The organism is Dellaglioa sp. CoH-56-MRSF-10 (assembly GCF_056782175.1).
Genome location: NZ_JBXAYF010000001.1, coordinates 57,265 through 73,812, shown reverse-complemented (window position 1 = coordinate 73,812; position 16,548 = coordinate 57,265). Strand labels below are relative to the sequence as shown.

The window sequence follows — 16,548 nt, the reverse complement described above, 5'->3', positions numbered from 1 at the left end:
TTTTTACTCTATTTTTTTAGGTAAATTATATTAAAAGTGAGAAATGAATTTTATGGTTTGATTTTGACTAAAAAAATAAGGCAATAGTGAATTGTAGTCATTTAATTAAAAATATAGCCTTTTAAGTAATTTTAGAGTAAAAAGACTAATTAAAACTTAAATCGCTTAAATCGGCTTAAAATGAGATGTGAAATTGTAATTTTGCGAAAAAAAAGGTATAATAGAAAAGGAAGAAAATGGAGGTTGACGACAATTGAAATCAGATATTTATTTAGAAACACCTTACATGATGCTACAACAAGTTTTGAAATCAGAAACAATTATTAATTCTGGTGGCGAAGCAAAATGGTTTTTACGTGAAAATGAAGTCCTTGTAAATGGTGAATTAGAAGACCGACGTGGACGTAAATTATACCCTGGCGATGTTATTGAAGTTCCAGGTATTGCAATTATTACGATGCATTCAATGGACGAAAAGTAGGCTTATCAATGTATCTAGAAAATTTAACCTTGAGGGATTATCGTAACTATGAAGATTTAAATATCTCATTTTCACCAGCAATCAATATATTACTTGGTGAAAATGCTCAGGGTAAAACGAATTTATTGGAAGCAATTTATGTGTTATCAATGACTCGAAGTCATAGAACGAATAATGATAAAGAGTTGATTAAGTGGGATAAGACAGCTGCGATAATCCAAGGTCGGGTGAATAAGCAAGTAGGGTCATTGCCACTCGAGATTCAAATTAATTCTAAAGGTAAAAAAGCTAAAGTTAATCATCTTGAACAGGCCAAATTGTCACAGTACATTGGACAGTTCAATGTGATTTTGTTTGCACCAGAGGATTTAGCCCTTGTAAAGGGTGCCCCATCAGTAAGAAGAAGATTTGTTGATATGGAATTTGGCCAAATTAATGCACGTTATTTATATAATTTAGGTCAATACCGAACTATTTTGAAACAGCGTAATCAATATCTAAAACAGTTACAGCATAAAAAAGACCAAGATTTAGTTTTTTTAGATGTATTATCTGATCAATTAGCTGCTTTTGGCGCAGAAATTGTACATCAACGCTTAATATTTCTTAAACAACTTGAATTCTGGGCTAACCAATTACAAGAAGAGATTACACAGTCCGCTGAAACGTTAACATTTGAGTATGCCACTCATTTGGAAAACGCGTCAGAAAAAACGATTGAACAGTTGTATACGCAATTACAAAATGATTTAAAAAAATCAATAAAAAAAGAAATATTTCAAGGGACAACCTTAGCTGGGCCACATCGTGATGATGTGCGTTTTTTAATTAACGGCAAAAACGTTCAAACATATGGATCTCAAGGACAACAAAGAACAACAGCATTATCAGTCAAATTAGCCGAAATTGAGTTAATGAAAGAGGAAACTGGGGAATATCCAGTCCTTCTTTTGGATGATGTTCTTTCTGAATTGGATGATATGCGTCAAACACATCTTTTGAAGACGATTCAAAATAAGGTTCAAACATTTTTAACAACACCAAACTTAAGTGGTATTGCTAGATCGTTAATTAATGAACCTAAGATTTTTCATATTAATCAAGGTAACTTACTCGAAGAGGAGGAACATATAGTTGACTGATCAAGAGAAACAAGCTGAAATAGCAGAAGAATTACATGAAGAAAAAGCAAAAGAATATGATGCGAGCCAAATTCAAGTTTTAGAAGGACTTGAAGCTGTTAGAAAACGTCCCGGTATGTATATTGGAACAACGGCTTCACAAGGTCTTCATCACTTAGTTTGGGAAATTATTGATAATGGTATCGATGAAGCATTGGCTGGTTTTGCCGATGAAATTAATGTTGTTGTCGAAAAAGACAACAGTATAACAGTTCGTGATAATGGACGTGGTATCCCTGTTGATATCCAAGCAAAAACAGGCCGTCCAGCGCTTGAAACCGTTTTTACAATTTTACATGCTGGGGGTAAATTTGGCGGTGGTGGTTATAAAGTTTCTGGTGGACTTCATGGAGTTGGTGCTTCAGTTGTTAATGCATTATCAACTGAGCTAGATGTTCAGGTTATTCGTGAAGGTAAAGTCTACGGTATGGACTTTGCTCGCGGTAAAGTTAAAACAGAGATGTCAGTTGTAGGTGAAGCACCTGAAAATGAACATGCAACGATTGTTCATTTTGTACCGGATTCTGATATTTTTACGGAAACAACTGTCTATGATATTAAAGTATTAACAACGCGAATTCGTGAATTAGCATTCTTGAATAAAGGCCTTAAAATTACGATTGATGATAAACGTGATGGTGGACCCGGATTACAAGAATTCCATTATGCCGGTGGTATTAAGCATTATGTTGAATACTTAAATAAAAATAAAGATGTTATTTTCCCAGAACCTATCTATGTTGAAGGTGAACAAAAAGGGATTATTGTTGAAGTTGCCCTCCAATATACAGATGATTATCATAGTAATTTATTAACTTTCACAAATAATATTCATACTTATGAGGGTGGTACTCATGAATCTGGTTTTAAGACAGCCTTAACCCGGGTTATAAATGATTACGCTCGTAAAAATAATCTTATGAAAGAAAATGATGCTAATCTTTCTGGTGAAGATGTTCGTGAAGGATTGACGGCTGTTGTCAGTATTAAACATCCAGATCCTCAATTTGAAGGTCAAACAAAAACAAAATTAGGTAATTCAGATGCGCGTACGGTTACTGATCGTACTTTCTCTGAACATTTTACTAAGTTTTTAATGGAAAATCCTAAAGAAGCTAAAATTATTGTAGAAAAAGGCTTATTAGCTGCTAGAGCTCGAGTAGCTGCTAAACATGCTCGTGAAGTAACACGTAAAAAAAGTGGGCTTGAAATCAGTAACTTACCCGGTAAGTTAGCTGATAATACAAGTAAAGATCCTGCAATTAGTGAATTATTTATCGTCGAAGGTGATTCAGCCGGCGGTTCAGCTAAACAGGGTCGTTCACGGTTAACACAAGCTATCTTACCGATTCGTGGTAAGATTTTGAATGTTGAAAAAGCAAGTTTAGATAAAATTTTAGCCAATGAAGAAATTCGTTCATTATTTACAGCTATGGGAACAGGTTTTGGTGGCGAATTTAATGTTGAAAAAGCTAATTATCATAAATTAATTATTATGACTGATGCTGATGTCGATGGTGCCCATATTAGAACGTTATTATTAACACTGTTCTATCGTTACATGCGTCCACTTGTTGAAGCAGGATTCGTGTATATTGCGCAACCACCTTTATATCAAATTAGACAAGGTAAGATGATTCGTTATGTCGATACTGAAGAAGAATTAGAAGAAATTCAAGGGCAATTGGCACCAACACCAAAACCCGTTATTCAACGATATAAAGGTCTTGGAGAAATGGATGCTTCTCAATTGTGGGAAACAACTATGGATCCAGATGCTCGTCGTTTATTACGTGTTAACGTCGACGATGCCATTGAAGCTAATGATGTCTTTAATATGTTAATGGGTGATCGTGTAGAACCTAGACGTGAATTTATTGAAAAAAATGCCACTTACGTAGAAAACTTAGATATTTAAAAACTTAGTCGTAAAGGAGGTTGAAAATTTTGGCAGAAGAATTACCAGCTACAAGCCGGATAAAAGATGTTAATCTTTCCGGAGAAATGAAAAAATCATTCTTGGATTATGCTATGAGCGTTATTGTTGCTCGTGCACTTCCTGATGTTCGAGATGGGTTGAAACCTGTCCATCGTCGTATTTTATACGGGATGAGTGAATTAGGGATTACGCCTGATAAACCATACAAAAAATCAGCTAGAATTGTTGGGGATGTTATGGGTAAGTACCATCCTCATGGTGATTCATCGATTTATGAAGCGATGGTTCGTATGGCCCAAGACTTTAGTTACCGTTACATGTTAGTTGATGGGCATGGTAACTTTGGTTCTGTCGATGGTGATGGCGCTGCTGCTATGCGTTATACTGAAGCTAGAATGAGTAAAATAGCTGTTGAAATGATGCGTGATATCAATAAAGATACCATTGATTTCATGGATAATTACGATGGCAGTGAACATGAACCAGTTGTTTTACCTGCGCGTTTTCCTAACTTATTAGTTAATGGTGCAACAGGTATTGCCGTTGGTATGACAACGAATATTCCGCCACATAATTTGTCAGAAGTTATTTCTGGATTACATATTTTGATGGATAATCCTGATGCAACTGTGGCTGATTTGATGGAGGCTATCCCTGGTCCTGATTTTCCAACTGGGGCTACTGTTCTAGGTAAATCTGGTATTCGTAAAGCTTACGAAACAGGTAAGGGAACAATAACAATTCGTTCAAAAGTTGAAATTGAAGAACAAAAGAATGGTAAAGAACGTATTATCGTTGATGAACTTCCTTACATGGTTAATAAAGCACGTTTAATTGAACGTATTGCTGATTTAGCTCGTGATAAAAAAATTGAAGGTATCACTGATATTAATGATGAGTCTGATCGTGAAGGATTACGAATTGTGATCGATATTCGTCGTGATATGAGTGCTTCAGTTGTGTTGAATAACCTTTATAAATTAACGTTATTACAAACATCTTTCAGTTTTAATATGCTAGCAATCGTTAATGGTATTCCAAAAGTTCTAAGTTTAAAGGAAATGCTTGTTTATTACCTTGAACATCAAGAAAAAGTTATCCGTCGTCGTACGCAATTTGAATTGAAAAAGGCACGTGCTCGCGCACATATCCTTGAAGGTTTAAGAATTGCACTCGATCATATTGATGAAATTATTAGAATTATCCGTAGCTCAAATACGGGTGAACTTGCTAAAAATCAATTGATGGGTAATTATGGTTTATCAGATAAACAAGCTCAAGCTATTTTAGATATGCGATTAGTTCGTTTAACTGGTTTAGAACGTGAAAAAATTGAAGAAGAATATCAAAATTTAATGGCATCAATCGCTGATTTTGAAGATATTTTGGCTCATGACTCACGTATTCATGATATTATTTATCAAGAATTGTTAGATTTACAAGCTAAATTTGGTGATGAACGTCGTACTGAATTATTAATTGGCGAAGTATTGAATCTTGAAGATGAAGATTTGATTGAAGAAGAAGAAGTTATGATTACATTAACGCATAACGGTTATGTAAAACGTCTTGCAACTGATGAATTCAAAGCACAAAACCGTGGTGGCCGTGGCGTTCAAGGTATGGGTGTTCATGATGATGACTTTATTGAACATCTTGTGTCGACATCAACGCATGATACCCTACTATTCTTCACGAATGCTGGTAAAGTGTACCGTATGAAGGGGTATGAAATTCCTGAATATGGACGCACAGCTAAAGGAATTCCTGTCATTAATCTTTTAGGGGTTAATTCTGGTGAGAAAATCCAAGCTGTTATCAACGTAAGCAAGCAAGAAAATGATGAACGTTATCTTTTCTTTACGACGCTTAACGGAACAGTTAAGAGAACACCGGTGTCAGAATTTTCTAACATACGAAATAATGGTTTAAAAGCGATTAAATTGCATGATGAAGATGAATTAATTAACGTTGCTATCACAGATGGCACGCAGAATATGATTATTGGAACGCATCGAGGTTACGCAGTATCATTTGCTGAAAATGATGTTCGTTCAATGGGTCGTTCTGCTTCTGGTGTTCGTGGTATTCGGTTAAGAGAAGATGATTACGTTGTAGGAGCTGATTTATTAGCTGCTGATAGTCACGTATTTATCATTTCTGAAAAAGGATACGGTAAGCAAACACCCGCTTCGGCTTATGCAATTAAAGGCCGTGGTGGAAAAGGAATTAAGACAGCTAACATTTCTGAAAAGAATGGACCAATTGCTGGGTTAGCAACCGTTCAAGGTGATGAAGATATCATGTTAATTACGGATCAAGGTGTTATGATTCGCTTTAATGTGAAGAACGTGTCAAAAACGGGCCGTGCTACTTTAGGAGTTCATTTAATTCGAATTGATGAGAATGCTAAAGTTGCAACAATGGCAAAAGTTGAAGCTACTCCTGAAGAAACAACTACTATTTTAGATGCAGTTGTATCAGACGTTGAAAGTGAAACAAATGACTTAGAATAAACTAAATTAAAAAAATAAAATAAAATCCTAATTAACGGCGTACTTAATAAGTGTGTAGTTAATTAGGATTTTCTTGCTTTAAGTGAATGGCAGTGATATAATTTTAGTTCGTAAGTGTCTATGGCATTAAATAGATAACTTTCCTTGTTCTTGCCACGAGGTAAGGACCTAAAGTCCATAAGGAGGTGTAAACAGTCATGAGTAAATATGAAATTACTTATATCATCCGTACCGATCTTGATGAAGCAGCTAAAGCAGCTTTGATCGAACGTTTCGATGGTATTTTAACAAGTAATGGTGCAGAAATCGTTACTTCAAAAGACTGGTCAAAACGTCGTCTTGCATACGAAATCAGCGGTTATAATGAAGGTATCTACCATATCATTAATGCTACAGCCGATGACGATATCGCAATTAACGAATTTGATCGTCTTTCAAAGATTAATGAAGGAATCTTGCGTCATATGATCATTAACAGAGATGAAAAATAATTCATTTTAATAAAATAACGGAGAGGAGCAATACATTATGATTAATAGAACAGTACTTGTCGGACGTTTAACAAGAGACCCTGATTTACGCTACACAGCTAGTGGTGCTGCAGTTGCAACTTTTACAGTTGCAGTTAATCGACAATTCACGAACGCTTCTGGCGAACGTGAAGCCGATTTTATTAACTGTGTTATCTGGCGAAAAGCAGCCGAGAACTTCGCTAACTTTACGCATAAAGGTTCTTTAATTGGTGTCGATGGACGAATTCAAACGCGTTCATATGATAATCAACAAGGAACTCGCGTGTATGTTACTGAAGTTGTCGTAGAAAACTTTTCGTTGCTTGAATCAAAATCTCAATCAAGCCAACAACAAGGTAACGCTAATAATCAAAGCAGCGCTCCTCAATCAAGTTCATCATCAAATAACAATGCTAACCCATTTGGTGGCGCAAGTTCGAATAATAATTCAAACACAACGCAATCTAATGATTCAGCAACAGTTGATCCATTTGCAAATAATGGCCAACAAATTGATATTTCTGATGACGACCTACCATTCTAATTAGAGGAGGAAACTCACATGGCACAACAACAACAACGTAGAGGTGGTGGCGGTGGCGCACGTCGTCGACGTAAAGTTGACTTCATCGCAGCTAACCACATCGATTATATCGATTATAAAGATACAGACTTGTTAAAACGTTTCATTTCAGAACGTGGTAAGATTTTACCTCGTCGTGTTACGGGAACAAGCGCTAAAAACCAACGCAGTTTAACAATTGCAATTAAACGCTCACGTATTATGGGCTTATTACCATTCGTTTCAGAAGAATAGTAATATCTAGGGAAGACTATGCAAATAGTCTTCCCTTTTTTTGTACTATCAGCAAGATTTGTGCAGGTAAATGGGGAATGTGATAAAATAGATAACATCTAGGATTTACAGATGAGGAGATACTATGAAAAAGTTCCTTTCAAACGAGAAACTTCCCAGTTTTTTGAAGAATGAACGCTTAAGATGGATTGCGATTTTTATCGTAATTATGTCTTTATTTAGTGTTGTTCTGTCTTTTACAGTTAATTTATTTTTAGGACTTATATTGTTAATTATTGCGTTGGGTGCTACCAGCGCAAGTATGTATATTATGTCCCAAATTACGGCAAATACTAATGAATATATATCGGAATTATCATATCGTATTAAACGTAGTGAACAAGAAGCGCTTATCAAAATGCCAATTGGTATTTTGATTTTTAACGAACAAAATGAGATTGAGTGGGTTAATCCATACTTACAACCTTATTTTGAAAAAAATGATATTTTAGGTAAGAAAATAGAGAGCGTCGATGAATCGTTATCGACGATTATTACAGATAACGCTGAGACTAAAGGCTTGGTGAAAGTAACATGGCATGAAAAAGATTTTGAAATGATCATACAAAATGATATTCATGTTGCTTACCTGATGGATATTACGCGTTATTCATCAATTGAAAAAGAATTTGAAGCAGAGCGCGTTGTTATCGGTCAAGTGTTCTTAGATAATTATGATGAAGTAACGCAATCTATGTCAGATAAGAATGTTTCTAATTTAAGTAACTTTGTCACAAATGAGTTATCTAATTGGGCGCGTCGTTATGGGATGTATTTAAAAAGAACGGATTCAGATCGATTTTTTATTTTAGTTCATGCCCATTCTTTACAACAAATTGAAGAAGAAAAATTTAAAATTTTAGATCGAATTCGCGATCGGACATCCAAACAAAACTTTCCGCTCACATTGAGCATGGGAATTGCCTATGGCGATGGCGATTTGAATTCACTTGCAAAATTAGCTCAAAGCAATTTAGATCTTGCTTTAGGTCGAGGTGGGGATCAAGTTGTCGTTAAATCACCTGAAGAGCAAGCAAGATTTTATGGTGGTAAAACTAATCCGATGGAAAAACGGACTCGGGTTCGTGCTAGAATGATTTCTCAAGCGTTACAAGAAATAATGAAACCAATGGACCAAGTCTTCGTTATGGGACATCAGAGCCCAGATATGGACTCTGTAGGAGCTTGTTTGGGCATTAGACGAATCGCTTTGATGAATAATATGAAATGTTGGATTGTTTTAGATCAAACCGCTATTCATTCAGATGTACAACGATTGATGGAAGAGTTAGATCAATATCCTGATATCAAATATAATATTATTACACCTGAAGAAGCAGTAGAAAAAGCAACAGAACAGAGTTTACTGGTGATGGTTGATCATTCTAAACCCTCTATTTCTGGTAGTCCTGAATTGTATGAAAAACTTAAAAATCGTCTGATGGTTATTGATCATCATCGTCGTGGAGAAGAATTCCCTGAAAATCCAATGTTAGTTTATATTGAACCTTATGCATCATCAACCTGTGAACTGATTACTGAAATGTTTGAATATCAATCAAAAGATAGTGAACCAATTAATAAAATTGAAGCAACTGCGATGTTAACGGGAATTATTATTGATACGAAGTCGTTTTCATTAAGGACGGGTACACGAACATTTGATGCAGCCAGTTATTTAAGGTCCGTTGGGGCTGATTCAACAATGGTTCAAAACTTTATGAAAGAAAATGTTGATAGTTACTTGAAGCGTAATCATTTAATTGATAAAGTAGAGTTCATTAATACTGATTTAGCATTATGTGTGGGTGAAGATGATACGATTTATGACCCAGTTACAGCAGCACAGGCAGCAGATTCATTATTATCTATTTCAAGTGTATCAGCGTCATTTGTTGTCACAAAACGATCAGAAAATCGTGTTAGTATCTCTGCTAGAAGTACAGGGACGACTAATGTTCAAGTTGTTATGGAACAAATGGGCGGCGGCGGTCACTTATCAAATGCTGCGACTCAGTTAACTGGTGTGAGTGTAAGTGAAGCTGCAGAACAATTAGTTAATATTTTAACGACAAAAAAAGATGAAATTAAGGAGTAGTTGATTATGAAAGTTATATTTTTAGAAGATGTTCGCGGAAAAGGTAAACGTGGAGAAATTAAAGAAGTACCAAGCGGCTATGCTCAAAATTTTTTAATTAAAAATGGTAAAGCAAAATTAGCTACAAATTCAGCAATGAGTTCTTTAAAGGGACAACAAAAAGCTGAAGAAAAAAAAGCTGAAGAAATTTTAAAAGAAGCTAAAGATGAAAAAATCGTTTTAGAAGATGATAAGACAGTTGTTGAATTAACAGCTAAAGCGGGCGAAGATGGCCGTTTATTTGGCTCAATTCCTAGCAAGCAAATTGTACAAGCTATGGAAAAACAATACGGAATTAAAATCGACAAACGTAAAGTTGAACTACCAGAACCAATTCGTGCCTTAGGATTCACGAATGTACCTGTTAAGTTACATGTTGATGTAACAGCAATGATTCGTGTTCATGTTTCGGCTAATAACTAAAGTAGTATTTATTTGAAAAGCTGGCAAAATTTGATTTTGTCCAGCTTTTTTCTTGATTTTAGAAGTAAGGAGAACACGATAAAATGAATAATGAACTATTAACAGACCAAACGCCACCACAGAATATTGAAGCGGAACAAGCCGTTTTGGGCGCTGTCTTTTTAAAGAGTGATGCTCTTGTTGAGGCAATGGAATACTTGGAGCCCGAAGACTTCTATCAACGTCGCCATCAATTGATATTTGCGGCTATGGTGGATCTGAATGATAAAGATGAAGCTATTGATATTGTTACGATTCAAGATAATTTAACTTCTAAAAATCAAATGGATGATATTGGCGGTGTTAGCTATATTGTTGAATTAGCTGGCTCTGTACCAACGGCTGCGAACGTTCAGTATTATGCTAAAATTGTTGAAGAAAAATCAATGATTCGACGCTTAATTGCGACAGCGACATCTATTGCAACTAAGGGTTTATCACAAGATGATGATGTTGCAACGCTTTTAGATAATGCTGAACGTGAAATTATGAGCGTATCTGAAAAAAGAAATAGTAGTGGTTTTCAAGCTATCGCTGATGTATTAAAAAGTACATTTACAAATATTGAAAAGTTAGCTAAAGAAGGCGATACAATTACTGGATTGTCGACAGGTTATCCAGAGTTGGATAAAATGACTGCCGGGTTACATCCAGATGAGTTAATCATTTTAGCTGCTCGTCCGGCTGTTGGTAAAACAGCTTTTGCGTTGAATATTGCTCAAAACGTAGCAACTAAAACTGATGAAACTGTCGCTATTTTTAGTTTAGAAATGTCAGCAGAATCATTAGTTAGTCGTATGTTATGTGCTGAAGGTAGTATTAATGCGAATCACTTACGAACGGGACAATTAGACGAATCAGAATGGTCAAATTTGATTGTGGCAATGAATTCATTATCAAAGGCTAATATCTTTATTGATGACACTGCTGGGTCAAAGATGGCTGAAATTCGGGCAAAATGCCGTCGATTAGCGAAGGAAAAAGGTGGACTAGGGTTAATCGTTGTTGATTATTTACAGTTGATTGAAGGTTCAGGACGCGAAAGTCGACAACAAGAAGTCTCAGAAATTTCTCGTCAAATGAAGAAATTAGCGAAAGAATTAAGTGTTCCAGTTATTGCATTGTCTCAATTATCCCGTGGTGTTGAACAACGCCAAGATAAACGACCAGTGTTATCAGATATTCGTGAATCTGGTTCTATTGAACAAGATGCAGATATTGTTGCATTTTTGTATCGAGATGATTATTATGAACGCGATACTGATGAAGATGAAGACGGGAATCTACCTGATCCAAGGGATGAAGATGACCAAAATGTTGGTGAAGTTGAAGTTATTATTGAAAAAAACCGTGGTGGCGAACGAGGTACAGTTAAATTATTATTTGTTAAATCATATAATAAATTCTCGTCACTTGCCTATAGACCAGAAGGCTAGAAAATATTCCTTAGTGGGATATTTTTTTTGAATAAAAAGAGAAACGTTCGTTATATAGTTGATAAATGTTTATATAAAATACAAACGTTCGTATTTTAGTTGTATTTGAACTGCTTTATTGCTATAATATTCTAGGATTGTATTTATGAATTTAAAATATAAATTATGAGGTGGATGAAAATATGTCATCAGTAGTTGTAGTAGGTAGCCAATGGGGCGATGAAGGAAAAGGTAAAATTACAGATTTCTTAAGTCAAAATGCCGATGTTATTGCACGGTATCAAGGTGGCGATAACGCCGGACACACAATTGTATTTGAAGGCAACACTTACAAATTACATTTGATTCCATCAGGTATTTTCTTTCAAGATAAATTAAGTATCATTGGTAATGGGGTTGTTGTGAATCCTAAAGCTTTATGTGAAGAACTTGATTATCTACAAAAACTCGGCGTTAAAGGAGATAATTTACGTATTTCTGACCGCGCTCATGTTATTTTGCCATACCATATTCTACTTGATGGCTTACAAGAAGCTGCTAAAAAAGAAGATAAGATTGGGACGACTAATAAAGGTATTGGACCAGCTTATATGGATAAAGCTGCTAGAATTGGTATTAGAATTGCTGATTTAATGGAAAAAGAAACTTTCTCAGCAAAATTAAAAAATAATTTAGAACAAAAAAATCGTGAATTTACAAAATTATATGATCATGAACCACTTGAATTTGATGATATTTTTGAAGAATATTTTGCCTATGGCCAACGTTTGAAACGATACGTAATGGACACGTCAGTTATTATTAATGATGCACTAGATTCTGGTAAGAAAGTCTTATTTGAAGGTGCACAAGGTGTTATGTTAGATATTGATCATGGAACGTACCCATTTGTAACTTCTTCAAATCCAATTGCAGGTGGCGCAACAGTCGGTGTTGGTGTTGGACCTGCTCAAATAAATACAGTTGTTGGTGTCTGCAAAGCCTATACATCACGTGTAGGGGATGGTCCTTTTCCAACTGAACTATTAGATGAAATCGGTGATACTATCCGTGAAGTTGGACATGAATATGGTGTAACAACAAAACGTCCACGTCGTATTGGCTGGTTTGATAGTGTTGTTATGAATCATTCCAAACGTGTTTCAGGATTGACTAACTTATGTTTAAACAGTATTGATGTTTTAACTGGATTAAAAGAAGTTAAAATTTGTACAGCATACGAATTAAATGGTGAAATTATTCATCGTTATCCAGCTAGTTTTAAAGAATTATCTCAATGTAAACCAGTATATGAAACATTACCTGGTTGGACTGAAGATATTACTCAAATGAAAACTCTTGCAGAATTACCTGAAAATGCTAGAAATTATATTAGACGTATTGAAGAAATCGTTGATGTTAAAATTTCAACATTCTCAGTTGGACCCGATCGTGATCAAACAAATGTTTTAGATGATGTTTGGGCATAAATAAGTAATAGGTTGATAGTAATGTGAGAAAAGTCAAAGTTAATACTTTGATTTTTTTTTATTTAATCAATAACTAAGTAGATAAATAACCTTAATTAATTAGAGCTTAAAAATTTATATAACTTATATATTTGATAAGTCGAATATGTTGCATACGCTTTCTTTGGATGTTACTATCGGTATGTAGACAAATATATTATGAGGAGGAAACATGATGACAAATGAAGATAGATTAGATGCAAAGAAAGATCAAATTAAGGGTAAAGTAACAGAAACTAAAGGTAAATTGACAGGAGACAAGCAAGAAGAAGTTAAAGGTAAAGCGGAAGGTTTCCTTGGTAAAGCGAAAGATAAATTAGAAGATGTCAAAGATGATGTTGCAGAAAAAATAGATGAAGTTATGGACAAACGTAAAAAGAAATAGTAATTTCATTGGGTTCTCGCACTGCTTACAATAAGCAGTGCGAGTTTTTTTTATTTCTTTTTATTAGCCGAAGTTAGATAAATAATAGGCTTATCTTGTGAGTATAGTACCTATCAGTTCATCTTATTCACTCAGATATTCATAGATCTTATTTTGTTTAACTTTATGTGATTAATTAAGCAACGAGGAAAACAAAGATAGTTATTTATCTTTATTTTTTGGTGTATATAAGTTTAAGTACCTGGGAAAGAGATTCATTAAGTTTCATAGATTGAGCGTAATAAAATCGTTTCATTTGCAAGCGATTTCAAATAATGGTATATTACATATAACGAATAGTTAATATAATAAATAACTATTTAATATAAACAAAGGAGGAACATATTATGATTTGGTCATTAATTGTAGGTGCTATTATTGGTGCTGTTGCAGGGGCGATTACTAATCGCGGTGAGTCGATGGGATGGATAAGTAACATCATCGCTGGACTAGTTGGGTCAGCTCTTGGTCAAAGTGTCCTTGGTCATTGGGGACCTAGCTTGGCAGGAATGGCAATTATCCCTTCTATCATTGGTGCGATAATTTTAGTTTTAATTGTTTCAGCTATATTTGGTATAAAAGCAAGGAAGTAAATCAAGTCAAGAGAGAGGTATGTTTATGAAGAAGAGTAAAAAAATTATTCTGAGTATAGTCAGCCTCGGATACTTGATTGGGCTTAGCTTGCTGATTTGGCCAGAAATAATTGAGAAAATAACTAAAATGCTTGAACATTTTAACGTTAGTACAAATTTTCAGAGTAACGATTTTATCTTCTATTATGGGATTGTGTTATTGCTATTAACAGTCTTCATATTTTTGTTAATACTTTTGTGGCCTGCGCAACTACCAGATATTCCTTTGAAGCAAACTAAAGAAGGAAGACTTGCTTTAAGTAACCAGGGTATTAGCCAATTTATCAAGACAAAGTTGTCTAGTGAAGACTTATCTAATATTAAAGTTACGTTGAAGAATACACGACGTCAGCGAAAGATCCATATTGTTGCAGATTCAGTTTACCAACAGTCTACAGTTGGACAATTACCTCGTATTACGAGTGAATTAACTGAGAATCTCAATGATCTATTAGCTGGATCTAGTCATATTCCTATCAAAGTAGATATTAAGGTAAGTAAAAAATCAAATTCAAAACGTAAAGTTACACGGGTAGTTTAAGAGGGAGTGTGCATAAATGAAAGATAAAATGTCAATTAATATTGGAGTTGGTAGTGCTCTAGGATTTATCATATCCTCGTTACTTGTAACTGTAGGATTTTGGAAGACGATTATCATTATGATTGTGACACTGTTAGCAGGATGGATTGGTTATCTATTTAAAGAATATGATATTGATCTGTCATTTATTTCAAAAATTTTCACGCGGAAAAATTGATTATTTTAAAAATCGAAAGGAGTCTTAATTATGACTACAGAAAAAACAAATACGCAGGGAACAAAGACTGAACCAAAGGGGACATTGACATTTGATGACAAGGTTATTCAAAAAATAGTCGGTTATGCAATTGAAAATGTATCTGGTCTCTTGGGTGTGGATGGTGGATTTGTCGCAAATATTAAAAATAAACTTGTAAATAGTGATAATCCAACAGATGGCATCGGCGTTGAGGTTGGCAAGGAACAAGTTGCGGTTGATTTAAATATTATTATGGCATATGGGCACAATGCACATGATATTTATAAACAGTTAACGGAAGTTATTAATAAACAAGTAAAGGAAACAACAGATTTAGCTTTAATTGAGTTGAATGTTGAAGTAGTAGACATTCAAACACCAAAAGAATTTGATGATTCACAAACAAGTTTACAAGATCGTGTATCTGATGCAGGTAGTACTATTAAAGAAAAAACAACAGATGGGGTAGATGCCGTTAAAAAAACGACCTCTCAGGTAGTAAATAAAGATGATGACCGGGTTAAATAGCGTTGAACAAATAATAAGATTTAAATCTAGTTAAGAGAAATCCGATAGGGTTTCTCTTTTTTTGTTTCACGTGAAACATCAATAAGTAAATGAGAACACAAAAAAAGCACCTAGCCGCAGCTAGATGCTTCAACATATCTTGCGATATGTTGGGTTTGGCACCCATGGGTGGTTAGGGGCTCGAACCCTAGACCCACGGATTAAGAGTCCGTTGCTCTACCAACTGAGCTAACCACCCAAACCATTAATAATAATTCATCAACGTTAAATATATTATCATATATACTAATAAAAGACAATAACTTTTCGAAAAAGGATTTGGGTAAATTTAATCACTGTGTTTGGCAATGATGATTGAATAGGCTATAATAATGGAGGGTTAAGAAGTTGTATCTAGATTTAATTTTACAGCTTCCTATAAGGAGGATCCACATATGAAAAAAATATTAGTTGTCGACGATGAAAAACCAATTTCTGATATCGTTAAATTTAATTTAACTAAAGAAGGATACGACGTTTATACAGCTTACGATGGTGAAGAAGCCTTAGAAAAAGTTAAAGAAGTTGAACCGGATTTAATTTTATTAGATTTAATGTTACCAAAAGTGGATGGTTTAGAAGTTGCTCGTCAAGTTAGAAAAACTTACGATATGCCAATCATTATGGTTACAGCTAAAGATGGAGAAATCGATAAGGTCTTAGGTCTAGAATTAGGTGCAGATGATTATGTAACAAAACCTTTCTCTAACCGTGAACTAGTGGCCAGAGTTAAAGCTAATTTAAGAAGACAAAAAACAATTGAGAGTGTTCAAACAGAAGAACAACCACAAAATAGTGAAATACAAGTTGGACAATTAACCATTCATCCTGAAGCATATATGGTTTCAAAATATGATGAAAAAATTGAATTAACACATCGTGAATTTGAATTATTACATTATTTAGCACAACATCTAGGACAAGTTATGACTAGAGAACATTTACTACAGACGGTATGGGGTTATGATTACTTCGGTGATGTCAGAACGGTTGATGTTACAATGCGTCGTTTAAGAGAAAAAGTTGAAGATAATCCAAGCCATCCAGAGTGGTTGGTAACACGTCGTGGTGTTGGATACTATATGAAAAATCCAGATTTAGAATAGAGTAGGGGAATA

The 16,548-nt window shown here is 34.7% G+C and carries 17 protein-coding genes and 1 tRNA gene; 17 read left to right on the top strand and 1 reads right to left on the bottom strand.

Annotated elements, in window-relative coordinates:
• Nucleotides 1-253 precede the first annotated feature (253 nt).
• The 16 genes from yaaA (at nucleotide 254) to AC1RP4_RS00275 (ending at nucleotide 15,391) form a co-directional block, all read left to right on the top strand.
• Entirely contained in the window at nucleotides 254-481 is a 228-nt protein-coding gene (gene yaaA, locus AC1RP4_RS00350; protein ID WP_057974154.1) for a S4 domain-containing protein YaaA, read from the top strand.
• 8 nt (nucleotides 482-489) lie between these two features.
• Nucleotides 490-1,623 (top strand): DNA replication/repair protein RecF, encoded by a 1,134-nt coding sequence (recF, locus tag AC1RP4_RS00345; protein WP_409021849.1) that lies wholly within the window; start codon nucleotides 490-492, stop codon nucleotides 1,621-1,623.
• A gap of 19 nt (nucleotides 1,624-1,642) precedes the next feature.
• Nucleotides 1,643-3,580 (top strand): DNA topoisomerase (ATP-hydrolyzing) subunit B, encoded by a 1,938-nt coding sequence (gyrB, locus tag AC1RP4_RS00340; RefSeq protein WP_481761146.1) that lies wholly within the window; start codon nucleotides 1,643-1,645, stop codon nucleotides 3,578-3,580.
• Between the two features lie 86 nt (nucleotides 3,581-3,666).
• The gene (gene gyrA, locus AC1RP4_RS00335; RefSeq protein WP_481761147.1) at nucleotides 3,667-6,117 is read left to right on the top strand and encodes a DNA gyrase subunit A; all 2,451 of its coding nucleotides are present in this window, start codon (nucleotides 3,667-3,669) and stop codon (nucleotides 6,115-6,117) included.
• Nucleotides 6,118-6,314: 197 nt separating this feature from the next.
• Nucleotides 6,315-6,608: a 30S ribosomal protein S6 gene (gene rpsF / locus AC1RP4_RS00330; RefSeq protein WP_409021850.1), complete on the top strand. Its 294-nt coding sequence runs from the start codon at nucleotides 6,315-6,317 to the stop codon at nucleotides 6,606-6,608.
• 37 nt (nucleotides 6,609-6,645) lie between these two features.
• Nucleotides 6,646-7,173 carry a single-stranded DNA-binding protein gene (ssb, locus tag AC1RP4_RS00325; protein WP_409021851.1) on the top strand — a complete coding sequence of 176 codons (528 nt, stop codon included), beginning with the start codon at nucleotides 6,646-6,648 and terminating at the stop codon, nucleotides 7,171-7,173.
• 18 nt (nucleotides 7,174-7,191) lie between these two features.
• Nucleotides 7,192-7,446 (top strand): 30S ribosomal protein S18, encoded by a 255-nt coding sequence (gene rpsR / locus AC1RP4_RS00320; protein WP_057974148.1) that lies wholly within the window; start codon nucleotides 7,192-7,194, stop codon nucleotides 7,444-7,446.
• Nucleotides 7,447-7,570: 124 nt separating this feature from the next.
• Nucleotides 7,571-9,583: a DHH family phosphoesterase gene (locus AC1RP4_RS00315; protein WP_481761087.1), complete on the top strand. Its 2,013-nt coding sequence runs from the start codon at nucleotides 7,571-7,573 to the stop codon at nucleotides 9,581-9,583.
• A gap of 6 nt (nucleotides 9,584-9,589) precedes the next feature.
• Nucleotides 9,590-10,045, top strand: a complete 456-nt coding sequence (gene rplI, locus AC1RP4_RS00310; protein WP_481761088.1) for a 50S ribosomal protein L9 — start codon at nucleotides 9,590-9,592, stop codon at nucleotides 10,043-10,045.
• Nucleotides 10,046-10,128: 83 nt separating this feature from the next.
• Nucleotides 10,129-11,520, top strand: a complete 1,392-nt coding sequence (gene dnaB / locus AC1RP4_RS00305) for a replicative DNA helicase (protein ID WP_481761089.1) — start codon at nucleotides 10,129-10,131, stop codon at nucleotides 11,518-11,520.
• A 182-nt stretch (nucleotides 11,521-11,702) separates the two neighbouring features.
• Nucleotides 11,703-12,989, top strand: a complete 1,287-nt coding sequence (locus AC1RP4_RS00300; protein WP_481761090.1) for an adenylosuccinate synthase — start codon at nucleotides 11,703-11,705, stop codon at nucleotides 12,987-12,989.
• Between the two features lie 214 nt (nucleotides 12,990-13,203).
• Nucleotides 13,204-13,413 (top strand): CsbD family protein, encoded by a 210-nt coding sequence (locus AC1RP4_RS00295; RefSeq protein ID WP_409022828.1) that lies wholly within the window; start codon nucleotides 13,204-13,206, stop codon nucleotides 13,411-13,413.
• Nucleotides 13,414-13,799: 386 nt separating this feature from the next.
• On the top strand, nucleotides 13,800-14,045 hold the full coding sequence (locus tag AC1RP4_RS00290; protein ID WP_409021856.1) for a GlsB/YeaQ/YmgE family stress response membrane protein: 246 nt from the start codon (nucleotides 13,800-13,802) through the stop codon (nucleotides 14,043-14,045).
• A 25-nt stretch (nucleotides 14,046-14,070) separates the two neighbouring features.
• Nucleotides 14,071-14,625 (top strand): alkaline shock response membrane anchor protein AmaP, encoded by a 555-nt coding sequence (gene amaP / locus AC1RP4_RS00285; RefSeq protein WP_481761091.1) that lies wholly within the window; start codon nucleotides 14,071-14,073, stop codon nucleotides 14,623-14,625.
• A gap of 16 nt (nucleotides 14,626-14,641) precedes the next feature.
• Complete coding sequence (locus tag AC1RP4_RS00280) at nucleotides 14,642-14,842, top strand: DUF2273 domain-containing protein (protein WP_409021858.1); 201 nt, start codon at nucleotides 14,642-14,644, stop codon at nucleotides 14,840-14,842.
• A gap of 30 nt (nucleotides 14,843-14,872) precedes the next feature.
• Complete coding sequence (locus AC1RP4_RS00275; RefSeq protein WP_481761092.1) at nucleotides 14,873-15,391, top strand: Asp23/Gls24 family envelope stress response protein; 519 nt, start codon at nucleotides 14,873-14,875, stop codon at nucleotides 15,389-15,391.
• Nucleotides 15,392-15,556: 165 nt separating this feature from the next.
• Here AC1RP4_RS00275 and AC1RP4_RS00270 read toward each other — a convergent pair.
• A tRNA-Lys gene (locus AC1RP4_RS00270) sits at nucleotides 15,557-15,629 on the bottom strand.
• A gap of 196 nt (nucleotides 15,630-15,825) precedes the next feature.
• On the opposite strand from AC1RP4_RS00270, the gene yycF reads away from it, so the two are divergent.
• A complete protein-coding gene (gene yycF, locus AC1RP4_RS00265; RefSeq protein WP_409021860.1) occupies nucleotides 15,826-16,536 on the top strand; it encodes a response regulator YycF in 711 nt (236 codons plus the stop codon).
• Nucleotides 16,537-16,548 lie beyond the last annotated feature (12 nt).